The sequence below is a fragment of the Halomonas sp. BC1 genome (assembly GCF_002078135.1).
Lineage (GTDB): Bacteria > Pseudomonadota > Gammaproteobacteria > Pseudomonadales > Halomonadaceae > Vreelandella > Vreelandella stevensii.
In genome coordinates this window covers 51,050-72,083 of record NZ_LFGS01000019.1, presented here as the reverse complement: position 1 = coordinate 72,083, position 21,034 = coordinate 51,050, and the positions used below count along the sequence as shown (strand labels likewise).

The 21,034-nt window shown below is 63.1% G+C and carries 22 protein-coding genes and 1 pseudogene; 10 read left to right on the top strand and 13 right to left on the bottom strand.

From position 1 onward, the window contains the following. Positions 1-7 precede the first annotated feature (7 nt). The 5 genes and pseudogenes from B7L72_RS14390 (at position 8) to B7L72_RS14370 (ending at position 5,847) form a co-directional block, all read left to right on the top strand. The gene (locus B7L72_RS14390; RefSeq protein WP_198517485.1) at positions 8-1,696 is read left to right on the top strand and encodes an ABC transporter permease; all 1,689 of its coding nucleotides are present in this window, start codon (positions 8-10) and stop codon (positions 1,694-1,696) included. Continuing rightward, positions 1,696-2,332, top strand: a pseudogene (locus B7L72_RS14385) (ATP-binding cassette domain-containing protein). Before B7L72_RS14390 ends, B7L72_RS14385 begins: the two are co-directional and overlap by 1 nt. Beyond that, positions 2,319-3,038 (top strand): TIGR04283 family arsenosugar biosynthesis glycosyltransferase, encoded by a 720-nt coding sequence (locus tag B7L72_RS14380; RefSeq protein ID WP_254893825.1) that lies wholly within the window; start codon positions 2,319-2,321, stop codon positions 3,036-3,038. The pseudogene B7L72_RS14385 and the gene B7L72_RS14380 overlap by 14 nt, the downstream one beginning before the upstream one ends. Further along, on the top strand, positions 3,028-3,654 hold the full coding sequence (locus tag B7L72_RS14375) for a TIGR04282 family arsenosugar biosynthesis glycosyltransferase (protein WP_081195155.1): 627 nt from the start codon (positions 3,028-3,030) through the stop codon (positions 3,652-3,654). The genes B7L72_RS14380 and B7L72_RS14375 overlap by 11 nt, the downstream gene beginning before the upstream one ends. A 54-nt stretch (positions 3,655-3,708) precedes the next feature. Continuing rightward, positions 3,709-5,847 carry an FAD-dependent oxidoreductase gene (locus B7L72_RS14370; protein ID WP_081195153.1) on the top strand — a complete coding sequence of 713 codons (2,139 nt, stop codon included), beginning with the start codon at positions 3,709-3,711 and terminating at the stop codon, positions 5,845-5,847. 33 nt (positions 5,848-5,880) lie between these two features. Here the strand turns inward: B7L72_RS14370 and B7L72_RS14365 are convergent, their stop codons facing one another. Beyond that, positions 5,881-6,261: a hypothetical protein gene (locus B7L72_RS14365; RefSeq protein ID WP_016915016.1), complete on the bottom strand. Its 381-nt coding sequence runs from the start codon at positions 6,259-6,261 to the stop codon at positions 5,881-5,883. A gap of 150 nt (positions 6,262-6,411) precedes the next feature. Here B7L72_RS14365 and B7L72_RS14360 point away from each other — a divergent pair, with 150 nt between their 5' ends. From B7L72_RS14360 to B7L72_RS19125, 3 genes are read left to right on the top strand one after another with little or no spacing between them, the layout of a single operon-like run. Beyond that, on the top strand, positions 6,412-7,800 hold the full coding sequence (locus B7L72_RS14360) for a GGDEF domain-containing protein (protein ID WP_081195151.1): 1,389 nt from the start codon (positions 6,412-6,414) through the stop codon (positions 7,798-7,800). 36 nt (positions 7,801-7,836) lie between these two features. Beyond that, entirely contained in the window at positions 7,837-8,346 is a 510-nt protein-coding gene (locus tag B7L72_RS19130; protein WP_446718573.1) for a hypothetical protein, read from the top strand. 7 nt (positions 8,347-8,353) lie between these two features. Continuing rightward, the gene (locus B7L72_RS19125) at positions 8,354-8,998 is read left to right on the top strand and encodes an FAD-dependent oxidoreductase (RefSeq protein WP_446718572.1); all 645 of its coding nucleotides are present in this window, start codon (positions 8,354-8,356) and stop codon (positions 8,996-8,998) included. A 17-nt stretch (positions 8,999-9,015) separates the two neighbouring features. On the opposite strand, the gene B7L72_RS14350 is transcribed toward B7L72_RS19125, so the two are convergent. Genes B7L72_RS14350 through B7L72_RS14340 form a run of 3 tightly spaced genes read right to left on the bottom strand, consistent with a single transcriptional unit; the run spans position 9,016 to position 10,423 of the window. Further along, the gene (locus B7L72_RS14350; protein ID WP_446718578.1) at positions 9,016-9,444 is read right to left on the bottom strand and encodes an META domain-containing protein; all 429 of its coding nucleotides are present in this window, start codon (positions 9,442-9,444) and stop codon (positions 9,016-9,018) included. Between the two features lie 48 nt (positions 9,445-9,492). After that, positions 9,493-9,933 carry a VOC family protein gene (locus B7L72_RS14345; protein ID WP_081195147.1) on the bottom strand — a complete coding sequence of 147 codons (441 nt, stop codon included), beginning with the start codon at positions 9,931-9,933 and terminating at the stop codon, positions 9,493-9,495. A gap of 55 nt (positions 9,934-9,988) precedes the next feature. Continuing rightward, complete coding sequence (locus B7L72_RS14340; RefSeq protein ID WP_081195145.1) at positions 9,989-10,423, bottom strand: DUF411 domain-containing protein; 435 nt, start codon at positions 10,421-10,423, stop codon at positions 9,989-9,991. A gap of 96 nt (positions 10,424-10,519) precedes the next feature. On the opposite strand from B7L72_RS14340, the gene B7L72_RS14335 reads away from it, so the two are divergent. Further along, on the top strand, positions 10,520-11,599 hold the full coding sequence (locus B7L72_RS14335) for a metal-dependent hydrolase (protein WP_081195143.1): 1,080 nt from the start codon (positions 10,520-10,522) through the stop codon (positions 11,597-11,599). 30 nt (positions 11,600-11,629) lie between these two features. On the opposite strand, the gene B7L72_RS14330 is transcribed toward B7L72_RS14335, so the two are convergent. From B7L72_RS14330 to rho, 8 genes are all read right to left on the bottom strand, one after another. Further along, complete coding sequence (locus tag B7L72_RS14330; RefSeq protein ID WP_081195141.1) at positions 11,630-12,358, bottom strand: MliC family protein; 729 nt, start codon at positions 12,356-12,358, stop codon at positions 11,630-11,632. Between the two features lie 14 nt (positions 12,359-12,372). Then, positions 12,373-12,885: a DUF3087 family protein gene (locus B7L72_RS14325; protein ID WP_016915024.1), complete on the bottom strand. Its 513-nt coding sequence runs from the start codon at positions 12,883-12,885 to the stop codon at positions 12,373-12,375. A 63-nt stretch (positions 12,886-12,948) separates the two neighbouring features. Next, a complete protein-coding gene (locus B7L72_RS14320) occupies positions 12,949-14,013 on the bottom strand; it encodes a 3-deoxy-7-phosphoheptulonate synthase (RefSeq protein ID WP_081195139.1) in 1,065 nt (354 codons plus the stop codon). 339 nt (positions 14,014-14,352) lie between these two features. Then, positions 14,353-14,505, bottom strand: coding sequence for a hypothetical protein (locus B7L72_RS18610; protein WP_157808961.1), 153 nt, complete (start codon positions 14,503-14,505; stop codon positions 14,353-14,355). Between the two features lie 143 nt (positions 14,506-14,648). Continuing rightward, positions 14,649-14,777 (bottom strand): hypothetical protein, encoded by a 129-nt coding sequence (locus B7L72_RS18980; RefSeq protein ID WP_016915027.1) that lies wholly within the window; start codon positions 14,775-14,777, stop codon positions 14,649-14,651. Between the two features lie 66 nt (positions 14,778-14,843). After that, positions 14,844-15,623: an FAD-binding oxidoreductase gene (locus tag B7L72_RS14310; protein ID WP_081195137.1), complete on the bottom strand. Its 780-nt coding sequence runs from the start codon at positions 15,621-15,623 to the stop codon at positions 14,844-14,846. A gap of 41 nt (positions 15,624-15,664) precedes the next feature. After that, a complete protein-coding gene (gene ubiD, locus B7L72_RS14305; protein ID WP_016915029.1) occupies positions 15,665-17,158 on the bottom strand; it encodes a 4-hydroxy-3-polyprenylbenzoate decarboxylase in 1,494 nt (497 codons plus the stop codon). A gap of 61 nt (positions 17,159-17,219) precedes the next feature. Next, on the bottom strand, positions 17,220-18,479 hold the full coding sequence (rho, locus tag B7L72_RS14300; RefSeq protein WP_016915030.1) for a transcription termination factor Rho: 1,260 nt from the start codon (positions 18,477-18,479) through the stop codon (positions 17,220-17,222). A 415-nt stretch (positions 18,480-18,894) separates the two neighbouring features. Here rho and ppx point away from each other — a divergent pair, with 415 nt between their 5' ends. After that, complete coding sequence (gene ppx / locus B7L72_RS14295) at positions 18,895-20,439, top strand: exopolyphosphatase (protein ID WP_081195135.1); 1,545 nt, start codon at positions 18,895-18,897, stop codon at positions 20,437-20,439. Here the strand turns inward: ppx and tilS are convergent. Then, positions 20,436-21,034, bottom strand: a 599-nt coding sequence (gene tilS / locus B7L72_RS14290; RefSeq protein ID WP_139788531.1) for a tRNA lysidine(34) synthetase TilS, incomplete at its 5' end; no start/stop codon positions are given. The two genes, ppx and tilS, sit on opposite strands and share 4 nt — an antisense overlap.

Here is a 21,034-nt window from a genome sequence, read left to right as displayed (position 1 = left end):
TTCGTTCATGATGCTGCGGCTGGCGCCCATTACCCTCGTGGCGCTGCTGGTCCTGCCGGTGACGGCAGGGCTGGCCATGGTGGTGCTGCCCGCCTTTGGCTATCTGCCGGTCATTGGTCGCGAGCAGCTGAGCCTCGCCCCCTGGCAGCAGCTAATGGCCCAGCCGGGGCTGGGCCGCTCGGTGCTGGTCAGCCTGTTCAGCGGCCTGGCCAGCACTGCCCTGGCGCTGCTGGTGGTGGTGCTGTTTCTGGCCGCCAGCCAGGGCACCTGGCTGGACCGCAGCCTGCGACGGTGTGTGTCGCCACTGCTGTCGATTCCCCATGCGGCGGTGGCCTTTGGTTTTGCCTTCCTGATCGCCCCGTCCGGCCTGACGGCGCGGCTCTTTTCGCCCTGGCTGACCGGCTGGGAGAGCCCGCCTGACGCGCTAGTGGTCAATGACCCCTGGGGGGTGGCCTTGACCCTTGGCCTGGTGCTCAAGGAAGCGCCCTTCCTACTACTGATGAGCCTGGCAGCGCTGCCCCAGCTGCAGCCCGAAAAGCGGCTTCGGCTTGCCCGGTCGCTGGGCTATACCCCGGTAATCGGCTGGCTGAAGGTGGTGCTGCCCTCGCTCTACCCGCTGATTCGGCTGCCGGTCTACGCGGTGATCGCCTACGCTACCTCGGTAGTGGATATGGCGCTGATTCTGGGCCCGCGCCTGCCGCCGACCCTCAGCGTGTCGATTCTGGGCTGGCTCAACGACCCGGACATCACCCGCCGCCTGATGGCCTCTGCCGCGGCCGTGCTGCAACTGGGGGTCACGGTGCTGGCCCTGCTGCTTTGGTGGCTCATGGAGCAGGGTGTGCGCTGGTCAAGCCGGGGCTGGCTCGTCAACGGCAGCCGCCAGCGCGGCGCCACGGCAGTGAAGATTGCGGGCCGAGGCGGCCTGACCCTGGTAACCGTCGCCGCCCTGGCGGCCCTGGCGGGGCTGGCGCTGTTTTCGGTGGCCGGTTTCTGGCGCTTTCCTGAGCTGTTTCCGCAAGTGTTGACCCTGGACCACTGGCAGCGCAGCGCCCCTCAGCTCGCAGGTCCCCTGCGGACGACCCTGGCCATTGCGGTGGTCTCCACGGGGGTGGCGGCGCTATTGGTGGTGGCGGCGCTGGAGCATGAGCAGCGCCAGCAGATTCGTCCTTCCCGTGCCCTGTGGCTGCTGTACTTGCCGTTACTGGTGCCGCAGATTGCGTTTCTGTTTGGCTTGATCGTAGCGGCGGAAAGCCTCGGGATTCGCCCGCAGCTGGCATTGGTGATGGCGGGCCATTTGCTGTTCGTGCTGCCCTATCTTTACCTGTCGTTGGCGGAAGCCTATCGCCAGCTCGACCCGCGCTGGATTCACATGGCACAGTCGCTGGGCGTCACGCCCAACCTCGCGTTTTGGCGGGTGCGGTTGCCGCTGCTGCTCGCCCCGCTGCTGACGTCGCTGGCCGTCGGGTTGGCCGTGAGCATCAGCCAGTACCTGCCCACGCAGCTGCTGGGGGCGGGCAGGGTTTCCACCGTGACCACTGAGGCGGTCGCCCTCGCATCCGGCGGCAATCGCCGTTTGATTGGCGTCTGGGCGCTGGTGCAGGCCGTTCTGCCGCTGGCGGGTTTCATGCTGGCGCTGGCGATCCCCCGCTGGCTGGGAGCGCCCCGCAGCGTCTCATCCAACGAAGGAGCCCGGTAATGAACACAGCTCGACATGCCCTGACCCTGGAGCAGGTGCGCATTTTCCTGGCTGAGCGCGAACTGCTCCACATCGAAGCCACCATCGCCCCCGGCGACGTGCTGACCGTCATGGAGCCTTCCGGCTCGGGCAAATCGACCCTGCTGGCCTTGCTGGCCGGTTTTCTCGCCGCCCCCTTTCGTGCCGAAGGCCGTCTATGGCTGGGCGAGCGCGAGCTCTCCCCCCCTGCCAGCAGAGCGGCGTGGCATCGGCCTGCTGTTTCAGGACCCGCTGCTGTTCCCCCACCTTAGCGTGGCGGGCAACCTGCGCTTTGGCCTGCCCAAGCGCAGCCCGCAACCCCAGGCACAGGTGGCCCATGCGCTGGCTCAGGTCGGGCTGGCCGGTTACGAAGCGCGTGACCCGACCACCCTTTCCGGCGGGCAGCAAGCCCGGGTCGCGCTGATGCGCTTGCTGCTCTCCCAGCCCCGGGCCGTATTGCTGGACGAGCCGTTTTCCAAACTGGACACGGCGCTGCGCCAGGAAATGCGTGCGCTGGTGTTCGGGCAGCTCCGCGACGCCGGGCTACCAACCCTGCTGGTCACCCACGACGAGGCCGACGCCTCGGCAGCGGGAGGCGACGTGCTTGTCCTCGACTGACCACGGCCCCGGGCTTCCCAGGGTGACGCTCATCATCCCGATGCTTAATGAAGCGGTGAGCATTCACGCCACGCTGATGCGCCTGCAACCGCTACGCTCGCAAGGCGTCGAAGTGCTGGTGGTGGATGGCGGCAGTCGCGACGCCAGCGTGGCACTCGCCACCCCGCTGGCCGACGCGGTGCTCGAAAGCCCGCCGGGCAGAGCGCGGCAGATGAACCTGGGCGCCCGGCAGGCGCGAGCGCCCCTGCTACTGTTCCTGCACGCCGATACCCACCTGCCCTGGGGCCATGAAACCCGGGCCATCGATGCGCTTTGCCAGGCGCTGCTGCACCGCCACTGGGGGCGCTTTGACATTCGTCTTGCAGGGCAAAGCCGCTGGCTGCCGCTCGTCGCCGCGCTGATGAACCGACGCTCTCGGCTCAGCGGCATCGCCACCGGCGACCAGGGACTGTTCGTGCGTCGTGAGACGTTTTTTGCGCTGGACGGCTTTCCCGACCAGCCGCTGATGGAAGATATCGAACTCAGCAAGCGCTTGAAGGCGTACTCACCGCCCGCCTGTCTGCCCCATAAAGTGGTAAGCTCAGGTAGGCGCTGGGACCAGCAGGGCGCCTGGACAACCATCTGCCTGATGTGGCGGCTGCGCTACCGCTACTGGCGTGGCGTCAGTGCCACGCAACTGGCCAAGGAGTACCGTGATGCCCGTTGACTTACTGTCTGCCCACTTGCATCTGTTGGCCAAGGCCCCACTGCCCGGCCATGCCAAGACCCGGCTAATCCCTGCTCTAGGCCCTCAAGGGGCCGCCGATGCTCATGCCACCATGGTGCGACACTGCGTGGCCACGGCCTGCGACGCCCTGGGGGCGAGCCAGGTCACGCTCTGGACCTCGCTGGAGCATAATCACCCGCTGTTTCTGGAGCTGCAGGCGCAGCATGGCATTGCCTTGGCGGCCCAGCAGCCTGGCGACGTGGGCATGCGCATTCGCCGGGCACTGAATCACACGTCAGGCTACCCGGCCATGGTCATGGGCACCGACTGTCCCAGCATCAGCGTGGCTATGCTGCGACGCTGCCGAGCAGCCCTGGCCACTTTTGATGTGGTCATTCTGCCCGCCGAAGATGGCGGCTACGGGCTGATTGGCAGCCACCAGGACTACCCCGAGCTGTTCACGGCGATTCCCTGGGGCACCGAGCAGGTGCTGAGCGTAACCCGCGAACGCCTTGCCGCGTTGGGCCTGGAGGCCGCCTACCCCGACACCATGTGGGACATCGACCGCCCCGAAGACTGGTTTCGCTGGCAACAACTTCATCAAGCGAGTGTGTAAGGCATTCTCGCGTATCGTCACTGACCATCACCTCTTCCTCTCCCGGAGCCTGCCATGAATCGTCAGCGCCTGCTGCTCATCACCCTGCTGCTGTTGGCCATACTGGGCTTTTACGTCAGTGGCGCCCACACCTTCTTTACCCTAGAGACCTTGCAGGCCTACCGCAGCCAGTTTCAGGCCGCGTTCCAGCAGTCTCCCTGGCAAGTGGCGGGTCTGTTCTTCGCGGTGTATGTGGTGATGACGGCGCTCTCCTTGCCCGGTGCGGCCTTGTTGACGCTACTGGGCGGGGCACTGTTTGGCCTGGGCTGGGGGCTGCTGATCATCTCCTTTGCCAGCACCCTGGGGGCCACCCTGGCGTTCCTGCTCTCGCGCTTCTTGTTTCGTGGGCCGATTGAAAAGCGCTTTCCCCGCCAGTTCGAGACGGTCAACCGGGGCGTGGAGAAGGACGGCGCGTTCTATCTGTTCACGCTGCGCCTGGTGCCGATCTTCCCGTTTTTCATGATCAATCTGGTCATGGGACTCACGCGGATCAAGCTCACCACGTTTTACTGGGTGAGCCAGCTGGGCATGCTGCCGGGCACGGCCGTCTACGTCAACGCGGGCGGCCAGCTGGGTGAGCTGGAGAGCCTGGGGGGGATCGTCTCGCCGGGGCTGCTGGCTTCGTTTGCACTGCTGGCGGTGTTTCCTTGGCTGGCCCGGCGTATTGCCGCCGCCGTGCAAACACGCAAGGTTTACCAGGACTTTACCCGGCCTGCACGCTTCGATTACGACATCGTGGTGATCGGCGGTGGCTCGGCGGGGCTGGTCACCAGCTACATCGCCAGCGCCGTCAACGCCAAGGTAGCCCTCGTTGAAAAGCACAAGATGGGCGGCGACTGCCTGAATACCGGCTGCGTGCCTTCCAAAGCGTTGATACGGGCGGCACGGGCGGCCCACGAGATTCGCACCGCCCATCGGTTTGGCGTCAGCGCCAGTGCCCCCGAGGTGGACTTTGCCAAAGTGATGGGCCATGTCCATCAAGCCATTGCCGACATCGAGCCCCACGACAGCGTCGAGCGCTATACCGGGCTGGGGGTCACGGTGTATCAGGACCACGCCCAGCTCGTCACGCCCTGGCAAGTTCGCGTGGGGAATACCACGCTCACCGCGCGCCATATCGTGCTGGCCACGGGGGCTCGCCCACGGGTGCCGCCGCTGCCCGGCATCGAGCACGCGCCACTGCTCACCTCGGAAAACCTGTGGTCGCTCACCGAGCTGCCCAAGCGCCTGGTGGTGCTGGGCGGCGGCGCCATTGGCTGCGAACTCAGCCAAAGCTTTGCTCGGCTGGGCAGTCAGGTCACCCTGGTTGAAGGTGCGCCCCAGCTGTTGGGCCGTGAAGATAGCGAGGTAGGCGAGCATGTGGCAGGCACGCTCTCCGGGGAAGGCGTGACGGTGATGACGGGCGCCACTGCGCTGGAAGTCAGCCAGGCAGACGGTGCACACCAGCTCGTCATCGAGCACCAGGGGGAACGCTTGACGCTGGCGTTCGATTATTTGCTGGTCAGCGCGGGGCGTCAGGCCAACGTGGAAGGCCTGGGGCTGGAAACACTGGGCATCAGTACGACCCAGGTCGGCACCCTGGCCCTCAATGAGCGGCTGCAAACCCGGGTGCCCAACATCTGGGCCTGCGGTGATCTGGCAGGTCCCTATCAGCTGACCCATGCGGCGGCGCATCAGGCCTGGCACGCCGCCGTCAACGCCCTGTTTGGCGAGCTGAAAAGCTTCGCCGTGGATTACCGTTTCATGCCCGCCGTGACCTACGTACAGCCGGAAGTGGCGCGGGTGGGGCTGAATGAAAAAGAGGCCACCGCCAAAGGCATTGCCTACGAAGTGACCCGCTACGCCATGCGCGACAGCGACCGCGCCATTGCCGAAGGTGCCACCGAAGGCTTCATCAAGGTGCTGACCGTGCCCGGCAAGGACAAGATTCTGGGCGCCACCATCGTGGCGGAAAACGCTGGCGAGTGGCTGGGCGAATTCACCCTGGCCATGAAACACGGGTTGGGGCTGAACAAGCTGCTCGGCACCATTCACCCCTACCCCACCCTGGGCGAAGCGGCCAAGGCCACCGCAGGCGTATGGAAGAACGCGCACAAACCCGAGCGTGTGCTAGCCTGGTTGAACCGCTACTTTCACTGGCGCCGTGGCGAATGACCACCGCGGGCAGGGGCGCTTGGGTGCGATGGATCAGGGGGGTTGTGGGTCGTTTACGAAGTTTTCCATGATGTCGCGCACCAGTTTCCGCTGTGCCTGGGGTAACTGGCGATACAGGGCCAACAGCCTCAGTTCATCGGCATCGGGGGATACCTGCCAGGCGGCGGCAGGCTCCTTGACACCCACCACCTCAGCCGCGCCGTAACGCAAATAGTGCGGAGAGACGGACAACCACTGGGCCAGAACCAGCAGCTTTTCCTGGCTTGGAAACGAGTCTCCCCGCAACCAGCGCCTGACCGCCTGGAAGGTGATGGGTTTTCCCCAATAGCGCAGATTGAATTCACGCTCCAGAACGGAGGGCCGGGCTTCGTACCCTGCCGCTTGCATGGCGGCTATCAAACGCTCGGCAAACATGCTTTTTTCATTCATGCCGCCAATGTGAAGTGATTCTTCAATAAGAGTTGAATAACGGTTAACCTTCTGATTGAATCATTACTTCAATTCCGAATTAAACTAAACCGTGCACACGCAAGACGGCCGCTAGCGCGCCAGGAGTCTGCCAGGATGAGCCAGACGCCTTATCTTCCCGAACCGAGTTATCTGCACCGGGCGTTATCGACCCTTGGTTCGGCACCCGACCCGGATACGCTGCTGAAGGGGCTGGCCAGCACGCTGTACCATATCAACCGTCAGCAGCCCATCGCCCTGTACCGTCTTCACGACGCCAAAGCCCTGCACCTGACCTACTATCTTTCGCCTGCTGGCCAACAGGCAGCCCCCCATGCGCTGCGGCTCATCACCTCGCTCGCCTCTTTGTCCACGCTCGGGCTGGACTATCGCGACATCCAAGGCGAGTTCGGCATTTGGGGCTATGTGGCTTATCCAACGCCGGATACTCATGAGCAAACCCAGTGGCTGACGCTCTTCATCGACCTTGCCAGCCAGCGCCTGCGTCTTTTGAAGGCCGCCAATGCAACGGAGAGGCGTATACGCCTGAGGCGGCGAAGACGCTCGATTCTCAAAGACATGCAGCACACATGCAGTATCGAGCATCTCGTTCAACGTCACGGACAAAGCTGGTGTCGCATCTTTCAAGCGGTCGGTATAGCGCTCTATTATCAGGAAGAGCTGGCCTGCTTTGGCCAGTGCCCCCCTGAGCGCCAGCTTCTAGCGGCCATCACGTCCCTGGCAGCACCGCTGGACGACACGGAGGCCATCGAGCTTGATGGCGAGTGCGCGGGCGGGATTGCCGTCAGTGTTCATGTTGCTGACGCACAGCCAGCGTGGCTGATGCTGTTTCGTCGTCGTCACGCCGTGCCACTGCTGCCCGAACTGAGCTGCCCGCATACTGTCGGCTACTGGCTCGCATCCGAGATCAACAGCCTTGCCGAGCTGGCCGATGACTTGACCTCGGTCATCACGGCCATCGAAATCGCCAATCTCAACCAGCAGCTCGTCGCCACGAATCAGTGGCTGGAAACCCTGGCGCACAAGGACGCCCTGACCCAGTGCTGGAACCGTTACTATACCGAACTGGTGCTCGACAGTATCGACCCTACCCACACCAGCATGGCGCTCATTCTGTTCGACATCGACGATTTCAAGTGCATCAATGACACTCATGGACATGCGGTAGGCGATGATGTGTTGCGCGATCTGGTCGCAGTGGTGCAGGGCACCTTGCGTCAGGGAGACCACCTTGGCCGCTGGGGCGGAGAAGAGTTCATGATTCTGGCCAGGGAGCTCGACCATGAGGGCACCTTGCAGTTTGCCAACCGCGTACGGCTAGCCGTCGCAAACGTCCGCTTCGCCGTGGCGGCGCCGGTCTCGATCAGTATGGGAGCCACGCTGCTACACGCCCATGAATCGCCTCGGCAATGGCTTGAACGCGCCGACCAGGGCCTCTATCTTGCCAAACAGGCTGGCAAGAACCGGTGCGTTCTTTGCCCTTGACGCTGCCCTGCAGCCTTCGACACAAGAGTATCCCCGATGCCCCCACCCAAGCGGCTATTGCTGGTCGGCGCAGGCCACGCCCACGCCTTCGTGCTGGAAGCGTTTGCCCAGCGCCCGGACCCGACGATATCGCTCACGGTGGTCAGCGATAGCCCACTTGCCGCCTATTCCGGTGGCGTGCCTGCCTGGCTTGCGGGGGAGTGCACGCTGCGCGACACCCAGCTGGATATCGCCGCGCTCTGCCAGCGGGCGGGGGCTCGACTCATCGCCTCACCGGCCGTGGCCCTGTGCCCCACGAAACACCAGGTCACTCTGCAGGACGGCCATGTGGTGGCCTTCGACGTGGCCTCGCTCAACGTGGGCGCAACTCTCCAGCAGCCTCAGCACGCCGAAAACGCTGAGCGCACGCTGCCCGCCCTGCTGGCCATGCGGCCACTCGGTTCTCTGCACCATCGCTGGCAGGCGCTGCTGGAGGATGTCGACCGGCTGCCTCCCGGCACACGGCAGAACGTGGTGAGCGTGGGGGGGCGGTGCGGCGGGCTGTGAAACCCTGATGAGCGTACTGGCACAGCTGCGCCAGCGGCGTCCCGACGTGGCATGGAAAGGCGCCATCATCAGCGCGTCCCCCTCGCTGCTGCCTGGCGCTGGCTGGCTACCGCGCAGGCTGGTGCTGCGCGCACTTCAACGGGCCGATATTGCCGTACACGCGGGATTACGGGGCAGCGCCCTGGTGGCGGGCGGCGTGAATACACAAGCAGGCCAGCGTATCGACGCCGATATCGTGCTCTGGGCCACCGGCGCCGTGGGCCAGCCTTGGCTCGAGCAAACCGCGCTGCCCCGCAACGAACGGGGGTTCATCAGCGTGAACACGACCCTCGAAGTCACAGGCCACTCGGGGATATTTGCGGCGGGAGACTGTGCAGCTTTCGGCCAGCACACGCCGCCACTGCCCAAGGCCGGCGTGTACGCAGTGCGCATGGGGCCCGTGCTGGCCGATAACCTGCGAGCCGCTTGCCACGGCGCCCCGCTGGCCACCTGGGAGCCCCCCAGGCATGTGCTGGCACTGATTGGCACGGGTGACGGTCGTGCCATTGCCAGTCGAGGCGCCATCGGTTTTTCAGGCCGCTGGGTGTGGAAATGGAAAAAGCGGATCGATGCGCGCTTCATTGCCCGCTTCAATCCGCCCTTCACGCATTAAAACCGCCCCTACCGCTGCTAGCCGTTGGCTTTGCGCCAGCCGCCCAGCACCCGGCTATCCGGGCCGAAGAACACCAGCCGATCATGGTCGATCAGGTAGCGGTAGGCGGTATCCAGCATGTCCGTGACCCGCTTGGCATCTTCCATGTTCGGGCAGGCCATGCGGGTGGATGCCAACTCGCTGAACTCGATGCGCTGACTCTCCCCCAGACTAACGGTGCCGGTAAACTGGCTGCAGCCATCCGAACCACTCACCTTGCCATCGCGCCCAATGCGGAAAAATGGCGTACTGGGCATCGACAAACGCTCATCGGTCCCCACCAGCAGCAGGTTCCAGCGCTGCTCGACGACCGGCCCCGACAGTTCACCACGGGGGGGCGCATCCACTCGCTCCTGCTGCGGTGAGCTACCACAGGCCGCCACCAGTAGCGCCAGACTCAGCCCCATCAACGTATTACGATAGTGTGCTTTCACCTTGCGTGTGCTCCTGCTCATTCACCAGCTGCCGCTGTTTTCCATGGATGCCCAGGGCTCTTGCGGTGCCAGGGCATCGCCTTTTTGCAGCAGTTCGATGGAGATGCCATCCGGCGACTTCACGAACGCCATATAGCCGTCCCGAGGCGGACGATTGATGGTGACGCCATTGTCCTGCAGCTTCTGGCACAGGTCGTAGATGTTCTCGACACGGTAAGCCAGGTGACCGAAATTGCGCCCGCCGGTGTACTCCTCGGGATCCCAGTTGTAGGTCAGTTCCAGCTCGGGTGCCGTCAGGCGCGCTGAGCGCTCTTCATCGTCCGGCGCAACCAGGAATATCAGCGTAAAACGCCCTTTCTCATTCTCTTTACGGCGTACTTCCTTGAGGCCTAGCAGGTCGCAGTAGAAGTGCAGCGAGGCGTCCAGGTCATGGACGCGCACCATGGTATGTAGAAATTGCATTGAGTCGTCTCTCTCTGGTCAAGTGCAGCACCTGTGGGTCAGCGCTAACCCTTTGCTATGGTTGAAGATACTCGCTAAAGATAGCAGGCGGACGCGCATCGTGGGTGAATCCGAGCACCGCGTAGTCGTCTACCCTGCCGGTTTCCATGCCCGGTGAACCATGCGGCATTCCGGGTACGGCCAGGCCAGCAATGGCCGGGCGTTCCTCCAGCAGGCGCTGAATGTCAGCCGCTGGCACGTGGCCCTCGATGACATAGCCCTCTACCAGCGCCGTATGACAGGACGCCAACTCAGGGGTAACGCCATGCTCTATCTTGATGGCGCGCACCCCATCATGGCGGTGGTGGTCGACCTCGAAGCCAGCCTCTTCCAGGTGGCTTACCCAGTCGCTGCAACAGCCGCAGTGGGGGTCACTGTGTACCTCGATCACGGGAGCGGCCTGTGCAAACGACAACGATACCACTAGCCCTGCTATCATCGACAGCGGCATTATTAGACACTTTTTCGACATTTCATCACCATCACTAAAGATCCATATAATACTAACACCATCACGCGATAGACGGGACGACCCCGGGAGGCATCAGTGGATTCGATTACACAGGCGGCACTGGGTGCCGCTGTGGGCGGCGCAATATTGGGGCGCCGCTGGGGCCGCAAGGCCATCGTGGTGGGCGCGCTACTGGGCACACTGCCCGACCTGGACGTAGTGCTGGACTACGGCGATGCGGTGGCCAATGTCACCGAGCACCGTGGCTTCAGCCATTCGCTGTTCGTGCTGACGGGGCTGGGTACGCTGCTGGCTCTACTGACCGCCTACCGCTGGCCCGCCACACGTCAACGCCCCGTTCACCTGCGCTACTGGTGGTGGTTCTACGTCCTCTGCCTGACCACCCACCCACTGCTGGACGCCCTGACCACCTACGGCACCCAGCTGTTCTGGCCGCTGGACGTGCCCCCGGCTGCCTGGCCGATCGTGTTCATCATCGACCCGCTTTATACGCTGCCGCTATTGCTGGCCCTGCTGATTGGCGCCTCGACCCACAAGGTGCAAAAAGCGTGTCGCGTGGGCCTGGCGGTGTCCAGCGCCTACTTGCTGCTGGCCGCCGGCGCCAAGTGGCACGTCGAGCAGCGCCTGGCCCCCGCCCTGGCCGAAGCCAACCTGCAGCAGGCGCCGGTAATGGTGCAGCCCACCCCCTTCAATATTGCCCTATGGCGCGCCACGATCATTGACGACGATCACTACTACGAGAGTCTGATCAGCGTGTTCGACCGCCAGCGCACACCTACGCTTGAGCCCTTGCGGCGTAACGTGGCACTGGAAAGCGCGGCCCTTGGCAACCCCAAAGGGGAGCGCCTGGCCTGGTTCACGGGGCCATTCCTGCGCTACGAGATCCGCCAGATCGATGGCGTCGATACGCTGGTCGCCACCGACATCCGTCTCGGGTTCCCCGGCTTTCACCCCTTCAACTTCACCCTGGCCACCCAGGAAGATGAGCGCTGGGTACCGCTGGAGAGCAGCGAACAGGTCAGCACCCCTCGCGGGCTGGAGCTGGAAACCCTGGCGCGCTTGGCGTCACGGGCAGGGGGCGATATTTCGGCACTCTGCGCCACTGACTTCGTCGACCCTCAATGGCGCACCGAGCCGTTTCTTTATCGCTGCTGACCCCGCATAAAGGGAAGTTCAGAGTTGTGGTCAGGGCGCAATGCCCTGGCCACACCCCTTGTACTGTTCGCCGCCGATACTGACCGTGACACGGGCAGGGTACGGCTGGCCTTTCATGTCGTCAAAACAGGCCCCTGACTCGATCCTTACCCGGAAAAACGACTCGGCATCGGCGTTTTCGATCACCACACGACCCGCGGCGTTATCCATGACGCTGACCATATAAGGCAGCGTGCTCGTTTCATTGCCGTACTGCGTGGTCCAGGTCATGACCGGTGCGTCATGGGCCAGCTCGATACTCCAGCCGGGCTCGTTGCCTCGCGCCAGGAACATGACGCCCGGATGTGCCGCACGGGTGGCCGCAGCGCGTGCCAACCCCTGCTGGCACTGCAACTGGCCCCGCGGCGTCTCTACCTGGGCCTGCTCGCCACGGTTCCAGAAACTGATCTCGCCATCCTGATAACGCGCACCACTGGCCACCACGGCCTGCGGCAAACGCCAGGCACCGTGCAGCGACCACAAGCGCAATTCGTCGCCATTCAAGGCGGTGACCAGATCCTGATGAGCCGGCTGGCAATGCCAGGCCTGGAACTGCTCCGCACTGCCGGGAAACAGTGCAGAAGGCAACAAGGGCGCGGTGCTATGCACCGTGGTGCGGGTGGGGGTATCCGCCGCAGGTGGGGTGCTAGCACAGCCTGCCAGCAGGGCCACCGAGGCCATGGCCAACAGCGGACGAAAGGTAATGGGCTTGGCGATCATGAGGCAGGTTCCCGTTATGACGGTTTGAAGGCGCTGAGATCATGCGGATCGAAAGACGTTACCTCTGCGGGCAAGCCAAGCGCTTCGCGCCGGACCTTGACCTGCATTTTTTCGGCCAGCCGCTCGGCATCGTCATCGGTGGTGCGGCCGTTCAGCTCGGCCAGTTGCGACATGCCCTGGTGATAAAAGGTCAGGATATCCAGCGCCAGGCGATTGTCCTCTTCTACCCCACGACGCAGCGGCTGCAGATAGCTACTAATACGCGACAGGTGATGCTTGAGCTGCCAGACGTAGCGCATCTCCACCATCCAGGGCCGCTCACGCAGGGCCGCAAACATGGCGCTGGTCGCCAGCAGGCCCAGCAGCACCCCGAGGGCATTCAGCCAGAAGCTGCTGCCGAAAGTCGCGGTCAGCAGCATGGAGAACAGCAGGCCGAACACCACCAGCTGCCCTGCCATGATGATGCTGATGATGCGCGCCTTGCGCCGATAGGTATCTGGATCGTGGTGCTCAAGGGTAAAGGCCATGGCCAACCTCGTTATCGAAAGGAACCTCTTATGATACGGGGCTGACCAGGCCAGTCAACGCGCTCAGGCCAGCTGTTCGGCGGCGCTCTTCAGCAGCCGCTCGGTGGTCTCCCAACCCACGCAGGCATCGGTGACCGAGACGCCATAGCGCAGTTGGCCCGGGCTCAGCGGCTGCTTGCCTTCGACCAGATGGCTCTCCAGCATCAGCGCGACCAGGCGGGCCTCGCCTGCCTGGCGCTGCGCCAGTACCTCCCGCATGACCTCGCTTTGCCGACGATGATCCTTGCGGGCGTTGGCATGGCTGCAGTCCACCATCAGGCGTGGGTTCTGCCCCGCACGTTGCAGCGTGTCGATGGCCGCCTGCACGTGGTGGGCCTGATAATTGGGCTCGCCGTGCCCGCCGCGCAACACCACATGGGTGTGCGGGTTACCGGCGGTTTCCTGCATGATGGGGCGCCCCTGGCGGTCCATGGCAAACCGCTGATGGGCGTGCGCCGCAGCCTGCATGGCGTCAATGGCCACCTGCACATCGCCACTAGTGGCGTTCTTGAAACCCACCGCGGCGGTCAGGTCACTGGCCAGCTCCCGGTGCAGCTGGGACTCCGTGGTCCGCGCGCCAATCGCCACCCAGCTCAGCAGGTCATCCAGGTAAGGCGCCAGCATGGGCTGCAGCAGCTCGGTCGCCACCGGCAAGCCGCGCGAGGCCACCGCATGCATCAACTCCCGCGACAGGGCAATTCCATGAGGCATGTCGCCGCTGCCATCCAGGTGCGGGTCGTAGGCCAGTCCCTTCCAGCCCACCGTGGTACGCGGCTTCTCCACGTAGACACGCATGACCGGCAGGATATGCTGGCCAATGTCGTCGCTGAGCGCCGCCAGGCGGTCGGCATACTCCAGTGCAGCGTCCGGGTCGTGAATGGAGCAAGGCCCGACCACCACCAGCAGGCGGTCATCCTGGCCATTCAAAATACGTTGTACCGCACGCTGCTGCTCGGCAATCTGTACGGCCAAGGGGGCATTGATGGCAATGCGCTGGCGCAGCTCAGCGGGCAACGGCAAGGGCGTGGAGGACAAGGAGACGTGGTCGTTTGCCAGGGGCGTGCATTGGGGGGCAATAGGGGCATTCATGGGTCAACTCTCCGAGATCGTGGGACACAGCGCTAAACATCGCAATCCTTCCTTGCCACCCAGGCAAGCACGATCGGAGGTGGCAGCTTGCACCGACCGCGCGTCACTAAATCGCCAGCCATAGCCATAGCCGATATAACGGAAGGCCTGGGGGCTAACGATTGCGCGGTTGCGGTAAGACATGGTGCAGCTCCTGTGTTGCATTGAATGAAAACCCGTGGCCCGTTCAGGCCAGCCTGGCTGACCGCAGCGTAAAACGAAAAAAGCCTCGGTGGGGTAACCCACCGAGGCTTTTTGCATGCGGCAGGTCACCTGTGCGGTGTGCCTGCCGGCCCGACATCAGGCGTCGGCCAGCGGCACACCCTGGCTAAACCAATACGCTGCATAATAAACGGGCTGGAAAGACGCGACGCTCAGCGACGTATTCGCCCACGCGCCCACCACCGTTTCCGGTTGGCGCTGGCGGCGGTCTGAACACGCGGCATGATGCATGGCGGCTTCCTCATGAAAAGTCATAACGACGATACTGTTTCATCCTGCCTGCCAAAACGCCAAATGGCAACCCGCCATTCGAGGTTCTTCATGCAAGATTTTCCATTCAAGGGGCTGGCCTGTCCGTCAGGCCAGCGGCAGCCTCAGTTACTGAAGGCCTGAATCCAGCCGATGGTGGCGGGCAGCGCACTCATGCTGACCAGCACGACGATGCCCAGCACGATAGGCAACAGTCCGGATTCATCTTTGAAGTCTTCATCATGATGGGCCATATAGCCTCCTCGTCAAGGGTCTACAGGCGGCTCTTGCCGCTCTATTGCTTACGTCGGTGGATCATTCTAGTGAGGGCGTGGAGCGTAGGCAAACACATCCGAGAACATACGCTCACTGCTCGCGCCCAGCCGCTCCAGCACATCGACGCAGGCGTACACCATGCCCGGCGAACCAGAGAGGTAAATATCGCAGCCTTCCGGCGTGCCCAGCGTTTTTTCCAGCGCCTTCACCAACTGGCTCTCCAGCACCAGGTCGACCCGCCCCTGGTGGTGGTGAATACGCTCGCCAGCAGCAAGAGATTCGGTCAGCGGAAACTCGGTCACCGCATGGAACGACAGCTGCTCGGCCTGTTGAGCCCACTGGCATGCCAGATCTTCGGCATACAGGTCGCGGTGCTCGCGGTTCGCCCACCACAGCGATATCGGCCGCTGTGGCTGGTCACGCAGGGCCGCCTCGACGATGGCTTTCATCTGCGCGAACCCGGTTCCTGCGGCGATCAACAGCAGGGGGCGCTCACTCTGCCCATCCAGCACACAGTCACCGCTGGGCAGGCGTACGGTCAGCTGGTTGGCCACCTGTAGCAACTGGCGTAAGCGGCGGGAGTTCTCGCGCTCGGGCCAGTGCTGGATCTGCAGCTCCAGGGTGCCGTCGCCGCGGTCGGCGCTGGCGATCGAGAAAGGCACCCAGGTATCGTCGTCCAGCTTGAGTTCCAGGTACTGGCCGGGCGCATGCTGCATTGCCTCTGCGCGTCCGGCAATCACCACCCTGAAGACATCGGGATTGAGATCTTCAACGGCGGTCACCTGGCAGGTCAGCGTTTTACACGTTGACGTATTAACGCTCATGAAAGCCTCTTTTTGGCAAATCGTTCAGTCCCACGGCAGCACTAGCCGTGTCGCGGTGCGGGCAGGGGAATATCGATACCCAGCTCTTCCCAACGCTGGTCGACGCGGGTCTTGATGGCATCGTCCATCACGATGGGCGTTCCCCACTCTCGGTCGGTTTCCCCGGGCCACTTGTTGGTGGCGTCCAGGCCCATCTTGGAGCCCAGCCCGGAAACCGGCGAGGCAAAGTCCAGGTAGTCGATGGGGGTGTTCTCGACCATCACCGTGTCCCGGGCCGGGTCCATGCGGGTGGTGATTGCCCACATGACGTCTTCCCAGTTACGAGCATCCACATCGTCGTCCAGCACGATCACGAATTTGGTGTACATGAACTGACGCAAAAAGCTCCACACCCCCATCATCACCCGCTTGGCATGGCCCGGATACTGCTTCTTCATGGTGACCACCGCCATGCGGTAGGAGCAGCCTTCCGGCGGCAGGTAGAAATCGACGATTTCGGGGAACTGCTTGCACAGGATCGGCACGAACACCTCGTTGAGCGCCACGCCTAGAATGGCGGGCTCATCGGGCGGACGCCCCGTGTACGTAGAATGGTAGATCGCGTCGCGGCGCATGGTCATGCGCGTCACGGTAAACACCGGGAACCGGTCTACTTCGTTGTAGTAGCCGGTGTGGTCGCCGAAGGGGCCTTCCGGGGCCATGTCATCGGGGTAGATGAACCCTTCCAGCATGATTTCAGCGGAGGCAGGCACGTCCAGCTCGGCATGGCCGCACTTGACCAGCTCGGTGCGCGACCCGCGCAGCAGCCCGGCAAACGCATACTCCGAGAGCGAATCGGGCACTGGAGTGACCGCCCCCAGGATCGTGGCGGGGTCTGCCCCCAGGGCCACGGCCACGGGGAAGGGCTCGCCAGGATGCGCCTTCTGGAATTCCAGAAAGTCCAGCGCGCCCCCACGATGGGACAGCCAACGCATGATCAGCCGGTTCTTGCCGATCTTTTGCTGGCGGTAGATCCCCAGGTTCTGACGTTTCTTGTGCGGCCCTTTGGTGATCACCAGCGGCCAGGTCACCAGCGGCGCTGCATCACCCGGCCAGCAGTGCTGAATGGGCAGGCGGTCCAGGTCTACGTCGTCACCTTCGTAGACCACTTCCTGGACCGGGGCGCGTTTGACGTTCTTCGGCCCCATGCTGAGCACCTGCTTGAAGATCGGCAGCTTCTCCCAGGCATCCTTCAGCCCTTTGGGCGGGTCAGGCTCTTTCAGAAACGCCAGCAATTTGCCGACTTCCCTCAGGGCTTCTACCGACTCCTGCCCCATGCCCAGCGCAACGCGCTTGGGCGTACCAAACAGGTTGCCCAACAGGGGCATGTCGTGACCTTTGACATTTTCGAACAGCAGTGCCGGGCCACCGGCACGCAGCGTACGGTCACAGATTTCGGTAATTTCAAGGTAGGGGTCAACTTCGGCGGTAATGCGCTTGAGCTCACCTTGAGCTTCCAGCGCTGCTATGAAATCGCGCAAGTCGTTGTACTTCAAGGTCCTCTCCTCAACCCGGATATCAGTCGCCGCGTAGCAGGTGGCGCCACCATGCAGCGCCTTAACGGCGCTTCATTGCCTCGAAGAATTCCAGATTCGTCTTGGTATCTTTAAGACGGTCAATCAGGAACTCGGTCGCGGCCGTATCTTCCATCGGGTTGAGCAGCTTGCGCAGAATCCACATGCGCTGCATTTCGTCTTCCGACGCCAGCAGGTCTTCGCGACGCGTGCCGCTGCGACGAATGTTGATGGCCGGGAAGACGCGCTTTTCGGCCAGTTTGCGGTCCAGGTGGGCTTCCATGTTGCCGGTACCCTTGAACTCTTCGAAGATGACCTCGTCCATCTTGGAGCCGGTGTCGACCAGCGCCGTGGCGATGATCGTCAGGCTGCCGCCCTCTTCGATGTTACGCGCCGCACCAAAGAACCGCTTGGGCTTCTCCAGCGCGTGGGCATCGACACCACCGGTCAGTACCTTGCCAGAGCTGGGCACCACGGTGTTGTAGGCCCGCGCCAGACGGGTGATGGAGTCGAGCAGAATCACCACGTCTTTCTTGTGCTCGACCAAGCGCTTGGCCTTCTCGATGACCATTTCGGCGACCTGAACGTGACGCGCCGGCGGCTCATCGAACGTCGAGGCCACGACTTCGCCACGCACGGTGCGCGACATCTCGGTGACTTCCTCCGGGCGCTCATCGATCAGCAGTACGATCAGATGACACTCGGGGTTGTTACGCGTGATGGACGTGGCGATGTTCTGCAGCATCAGTGTCTTACCCGCCTTGGGGGGCGACACCAGCAAACCACGCTGCCCTTTGCCGATGGGCGCGGTCAGGTCGATGATACGTGCGGTGAGGTCTTCGGTGGAGCCGTTGCCGATCTCCATGCGCAGACGCTCGGTGGGAAACAGCGGCGTCAGGTTCTCGAAGAGAATCTTGTGCTTGGCGTTTTCCGGGCGGTCAAAGTTGATCTGACTCACCTTCAGCAGGGCAAAGTAACGCTCACCCTCTTTCGGCGGACGGATCTTGCCAGAAATGGAGTCGCCCTTGCGCAGATTGAAACGACGAATCTGTGAAGGCGAGACGTAGATGTCGTCTGGCCCGGCAAGGTAAGAGCTATCCGCGCTACGCAGGAAGCCAAAGCCGTCCTGAAGAATTTCCAGCACACCGTCGCCATAGATATCCTCGCCACTTTTGGCATGTTTCTTGAGGATGGCGAAAATGATGTCCTGCTTGCGCGAACGGGCGAGGTTGTCGATACCCATTTCGCGGGCGATATCGAGCAGCTCGGGAACGGTTTTTTGCTTGAGTTCAGTGAGATTCATCGGTGTGTTAGAAAATTGCTCATGAAAGCTGGGCGACGAGCGCCGGGAATAAGACAGGAGGCGAGGCCCAGGTCATTAGGGCAAAGCGCCGAGTGATGCGTTCAGACTCCATCCAGGCACACGCTCGATTGATAAGTATGGGCAGTCGCGTCGGCCATGATGTAGCCATTAGCCGTAATTGGTGACCGCTGGGCGTGAGGGTAGGTTATCTGACGACTTGGACATCTGGCTGATGCCATCGGAATACGCATTGCTCGGGGTGCCGAGTCAACACGCTTGTCTGGACGTACAAGCCAACTCGGATCAGGCCAGTTACCCGATGGTAGTCAAGCCCCGCGACAAACGCAAGCCTTTGACAATTGACAATAGTCAGAGGGCGCCGCAACCTTGGCATAGCCAACTTGAAGGATAGCTCATGCCCATGGACATTTCGCTCCCCACCGATGCGCCCAATAGCGAAGTCGACAGCGCTGCTCCCCAGCGCCTGGCCGCCATTGACCTGGGCTCCAACAGCTTTCATTTACTGGTCGCCAACTACCAGAATGAAAGGCTACAAGTCGTTGCCCGACAAGGCGAGAAGGTGCAGCTTGCCGCTGGCCTGGATGGCAATGGCTACCTTAGCGAAGCCGCCATGCAGCGCGCGCTGGATTGCCTGAGCCGTTTTGCACCCTTCCTGACCGACATAGAGGGTGCCAACCTGCGGGTGGTGGGCACCAACGCGCTTCGTGACGCCCACAATAGCCAGGACTTCATCGAACGCGCCGAAGCCCAGCTGGGCCACGCCATTGAAATCATTGCGGGACGTGAAGAGGCCCGGCTGATCTATCTGGGTGCCGCCCACGCCTTGGCCGAGAACGGTCGCCGTTTGATCGTCGACATTGGCGGGGGCTCCACGGAGTTCATCATTGGTGAAGCCTTCGAGCCCAGGGCGCTGGAGAGCCTGCGCATGGGCTGCGTAACGTTCAGCCAGCGCTTTTTTGCCGATGGCGAGATTACCGAAAAACGCATGCGCCGTGCCGAACTGGCGGCACTCTCGGAACTGGCCAATATCCAGCGGCCTTACCAGCGCCTGGGCTGGGATGATCCGGTGGGCTCCAGCGGCACGATCAAGGCTGCCGCCAGCGTTCTGTTCGCCTACGGCGATGCGCCCCAGGAAGGGGTGATTACCCGCAGCGGCCTGCAAAAGCTCAGAGAGCGGCTGGTAAAGTGCAAGCACCTGGACAAGGTCGAGCTGGAAGGCCTGAAAGCAGACCGCGCCCGGGTATTCCCGGCGGGCATCGCCATTCTCAATGCCGTGTTCGAAGCCTTCGACCTGCACCAGATGCGCTTTGCCGATGGCGCGCTGCGGGAAGGCGTGCTGTACGACATGGCCGGGCGCAACAGTGCCGAAGACACCCGCTCACGTACCCTGGAGCTGCTCAAGCGCACCTACGACGTGGATACCCGGCAAGCCGAGAACGTGGCCGACACCGCCAGGCGGCTGTTTGAACGTCTCCAATCGCCCTGGGGATTGAGCAACGAACAGGGGCATTTTCTGAACTGGGCCAGCCATGTCCACGAGATCGGGCTCGCCATTTCCCATAGCCAGTTCCATCGTCACGGCGCTTACTTACTGGAGCATTCGGATCTGGCCGGGTTTTCACGCCCGGAACAGCGCCTGCTGGCTTTTCTGGTGCGCGCCCATCGACGCAAGTTTCCGCTCAAGGAGTGGCAGGCACTGCCCGCTTCCCAACAGCCCACGGCGGGCAAGCTGGCTCGCCTGCTGCGTCTGGCGGTGCTGCTCAATCACTCTCGGCCCGAAAGCCCCCCGGCGCTGCCACACATCGTGGTCGACGACAGCGGCGAAGGTTTGGTGATCACGCTCCCCCAGAGCGATGAGCCTACCCTGCTGAGCACCGACCTGGAGCAGGAGCAGGGGCATATTGCAGGGGCGGGTTTCCTGCTGACGCTCGTCAGCTAGTCAGGACACCGCACCGCCACCCCCGCCGCCTGCCAGAGCACTCTGGCAGGCGGCTGCAAGATGGCCAGGCAGCGCTCCCCTTCCATCACTAGCAGCAGCCGCTGACGCTCCCAGGGGGGGATCGACTGCTCCTGCAGCCAGCGTTTCAGGTCACGTCGGCCACGCCCCGGCAGCACCAGCGTTTCTCCGCCCTGACGCCCACGCAGCACGAATGAGGCGCTAGCCGCATCTTGTGCTCCCGTTTTCACCTCGAGCGCCAGCGTGCCCAGCGGCGTCGCCAGACCTGCCCGGCCATCCCACTCCGCCTGCCAGCCATCCAGCGGTGCCTGCGGGGCCATCACGTAAAGCCCGCCCCGCCATACCCGCGCTTCTGCCCCGGGCCATATGATGTGCACACGCGCCTGAGCGGCAGCACTCAATTGCTCCAGCAGGCTGGCCAACCGCGCCAGTGGCGGCGTCGGTAACCCGTGTTGCTGGCACAGCGTCCGCACCAGCAGCCGTTGACGAGGAAGTGGTAGCGCGGCCAGGGCATGGGCGTCAATACAGCCGGGCGACAGCGCCAAACCGGCCAGCTCCTCGGCGGCGTAGCTGGACA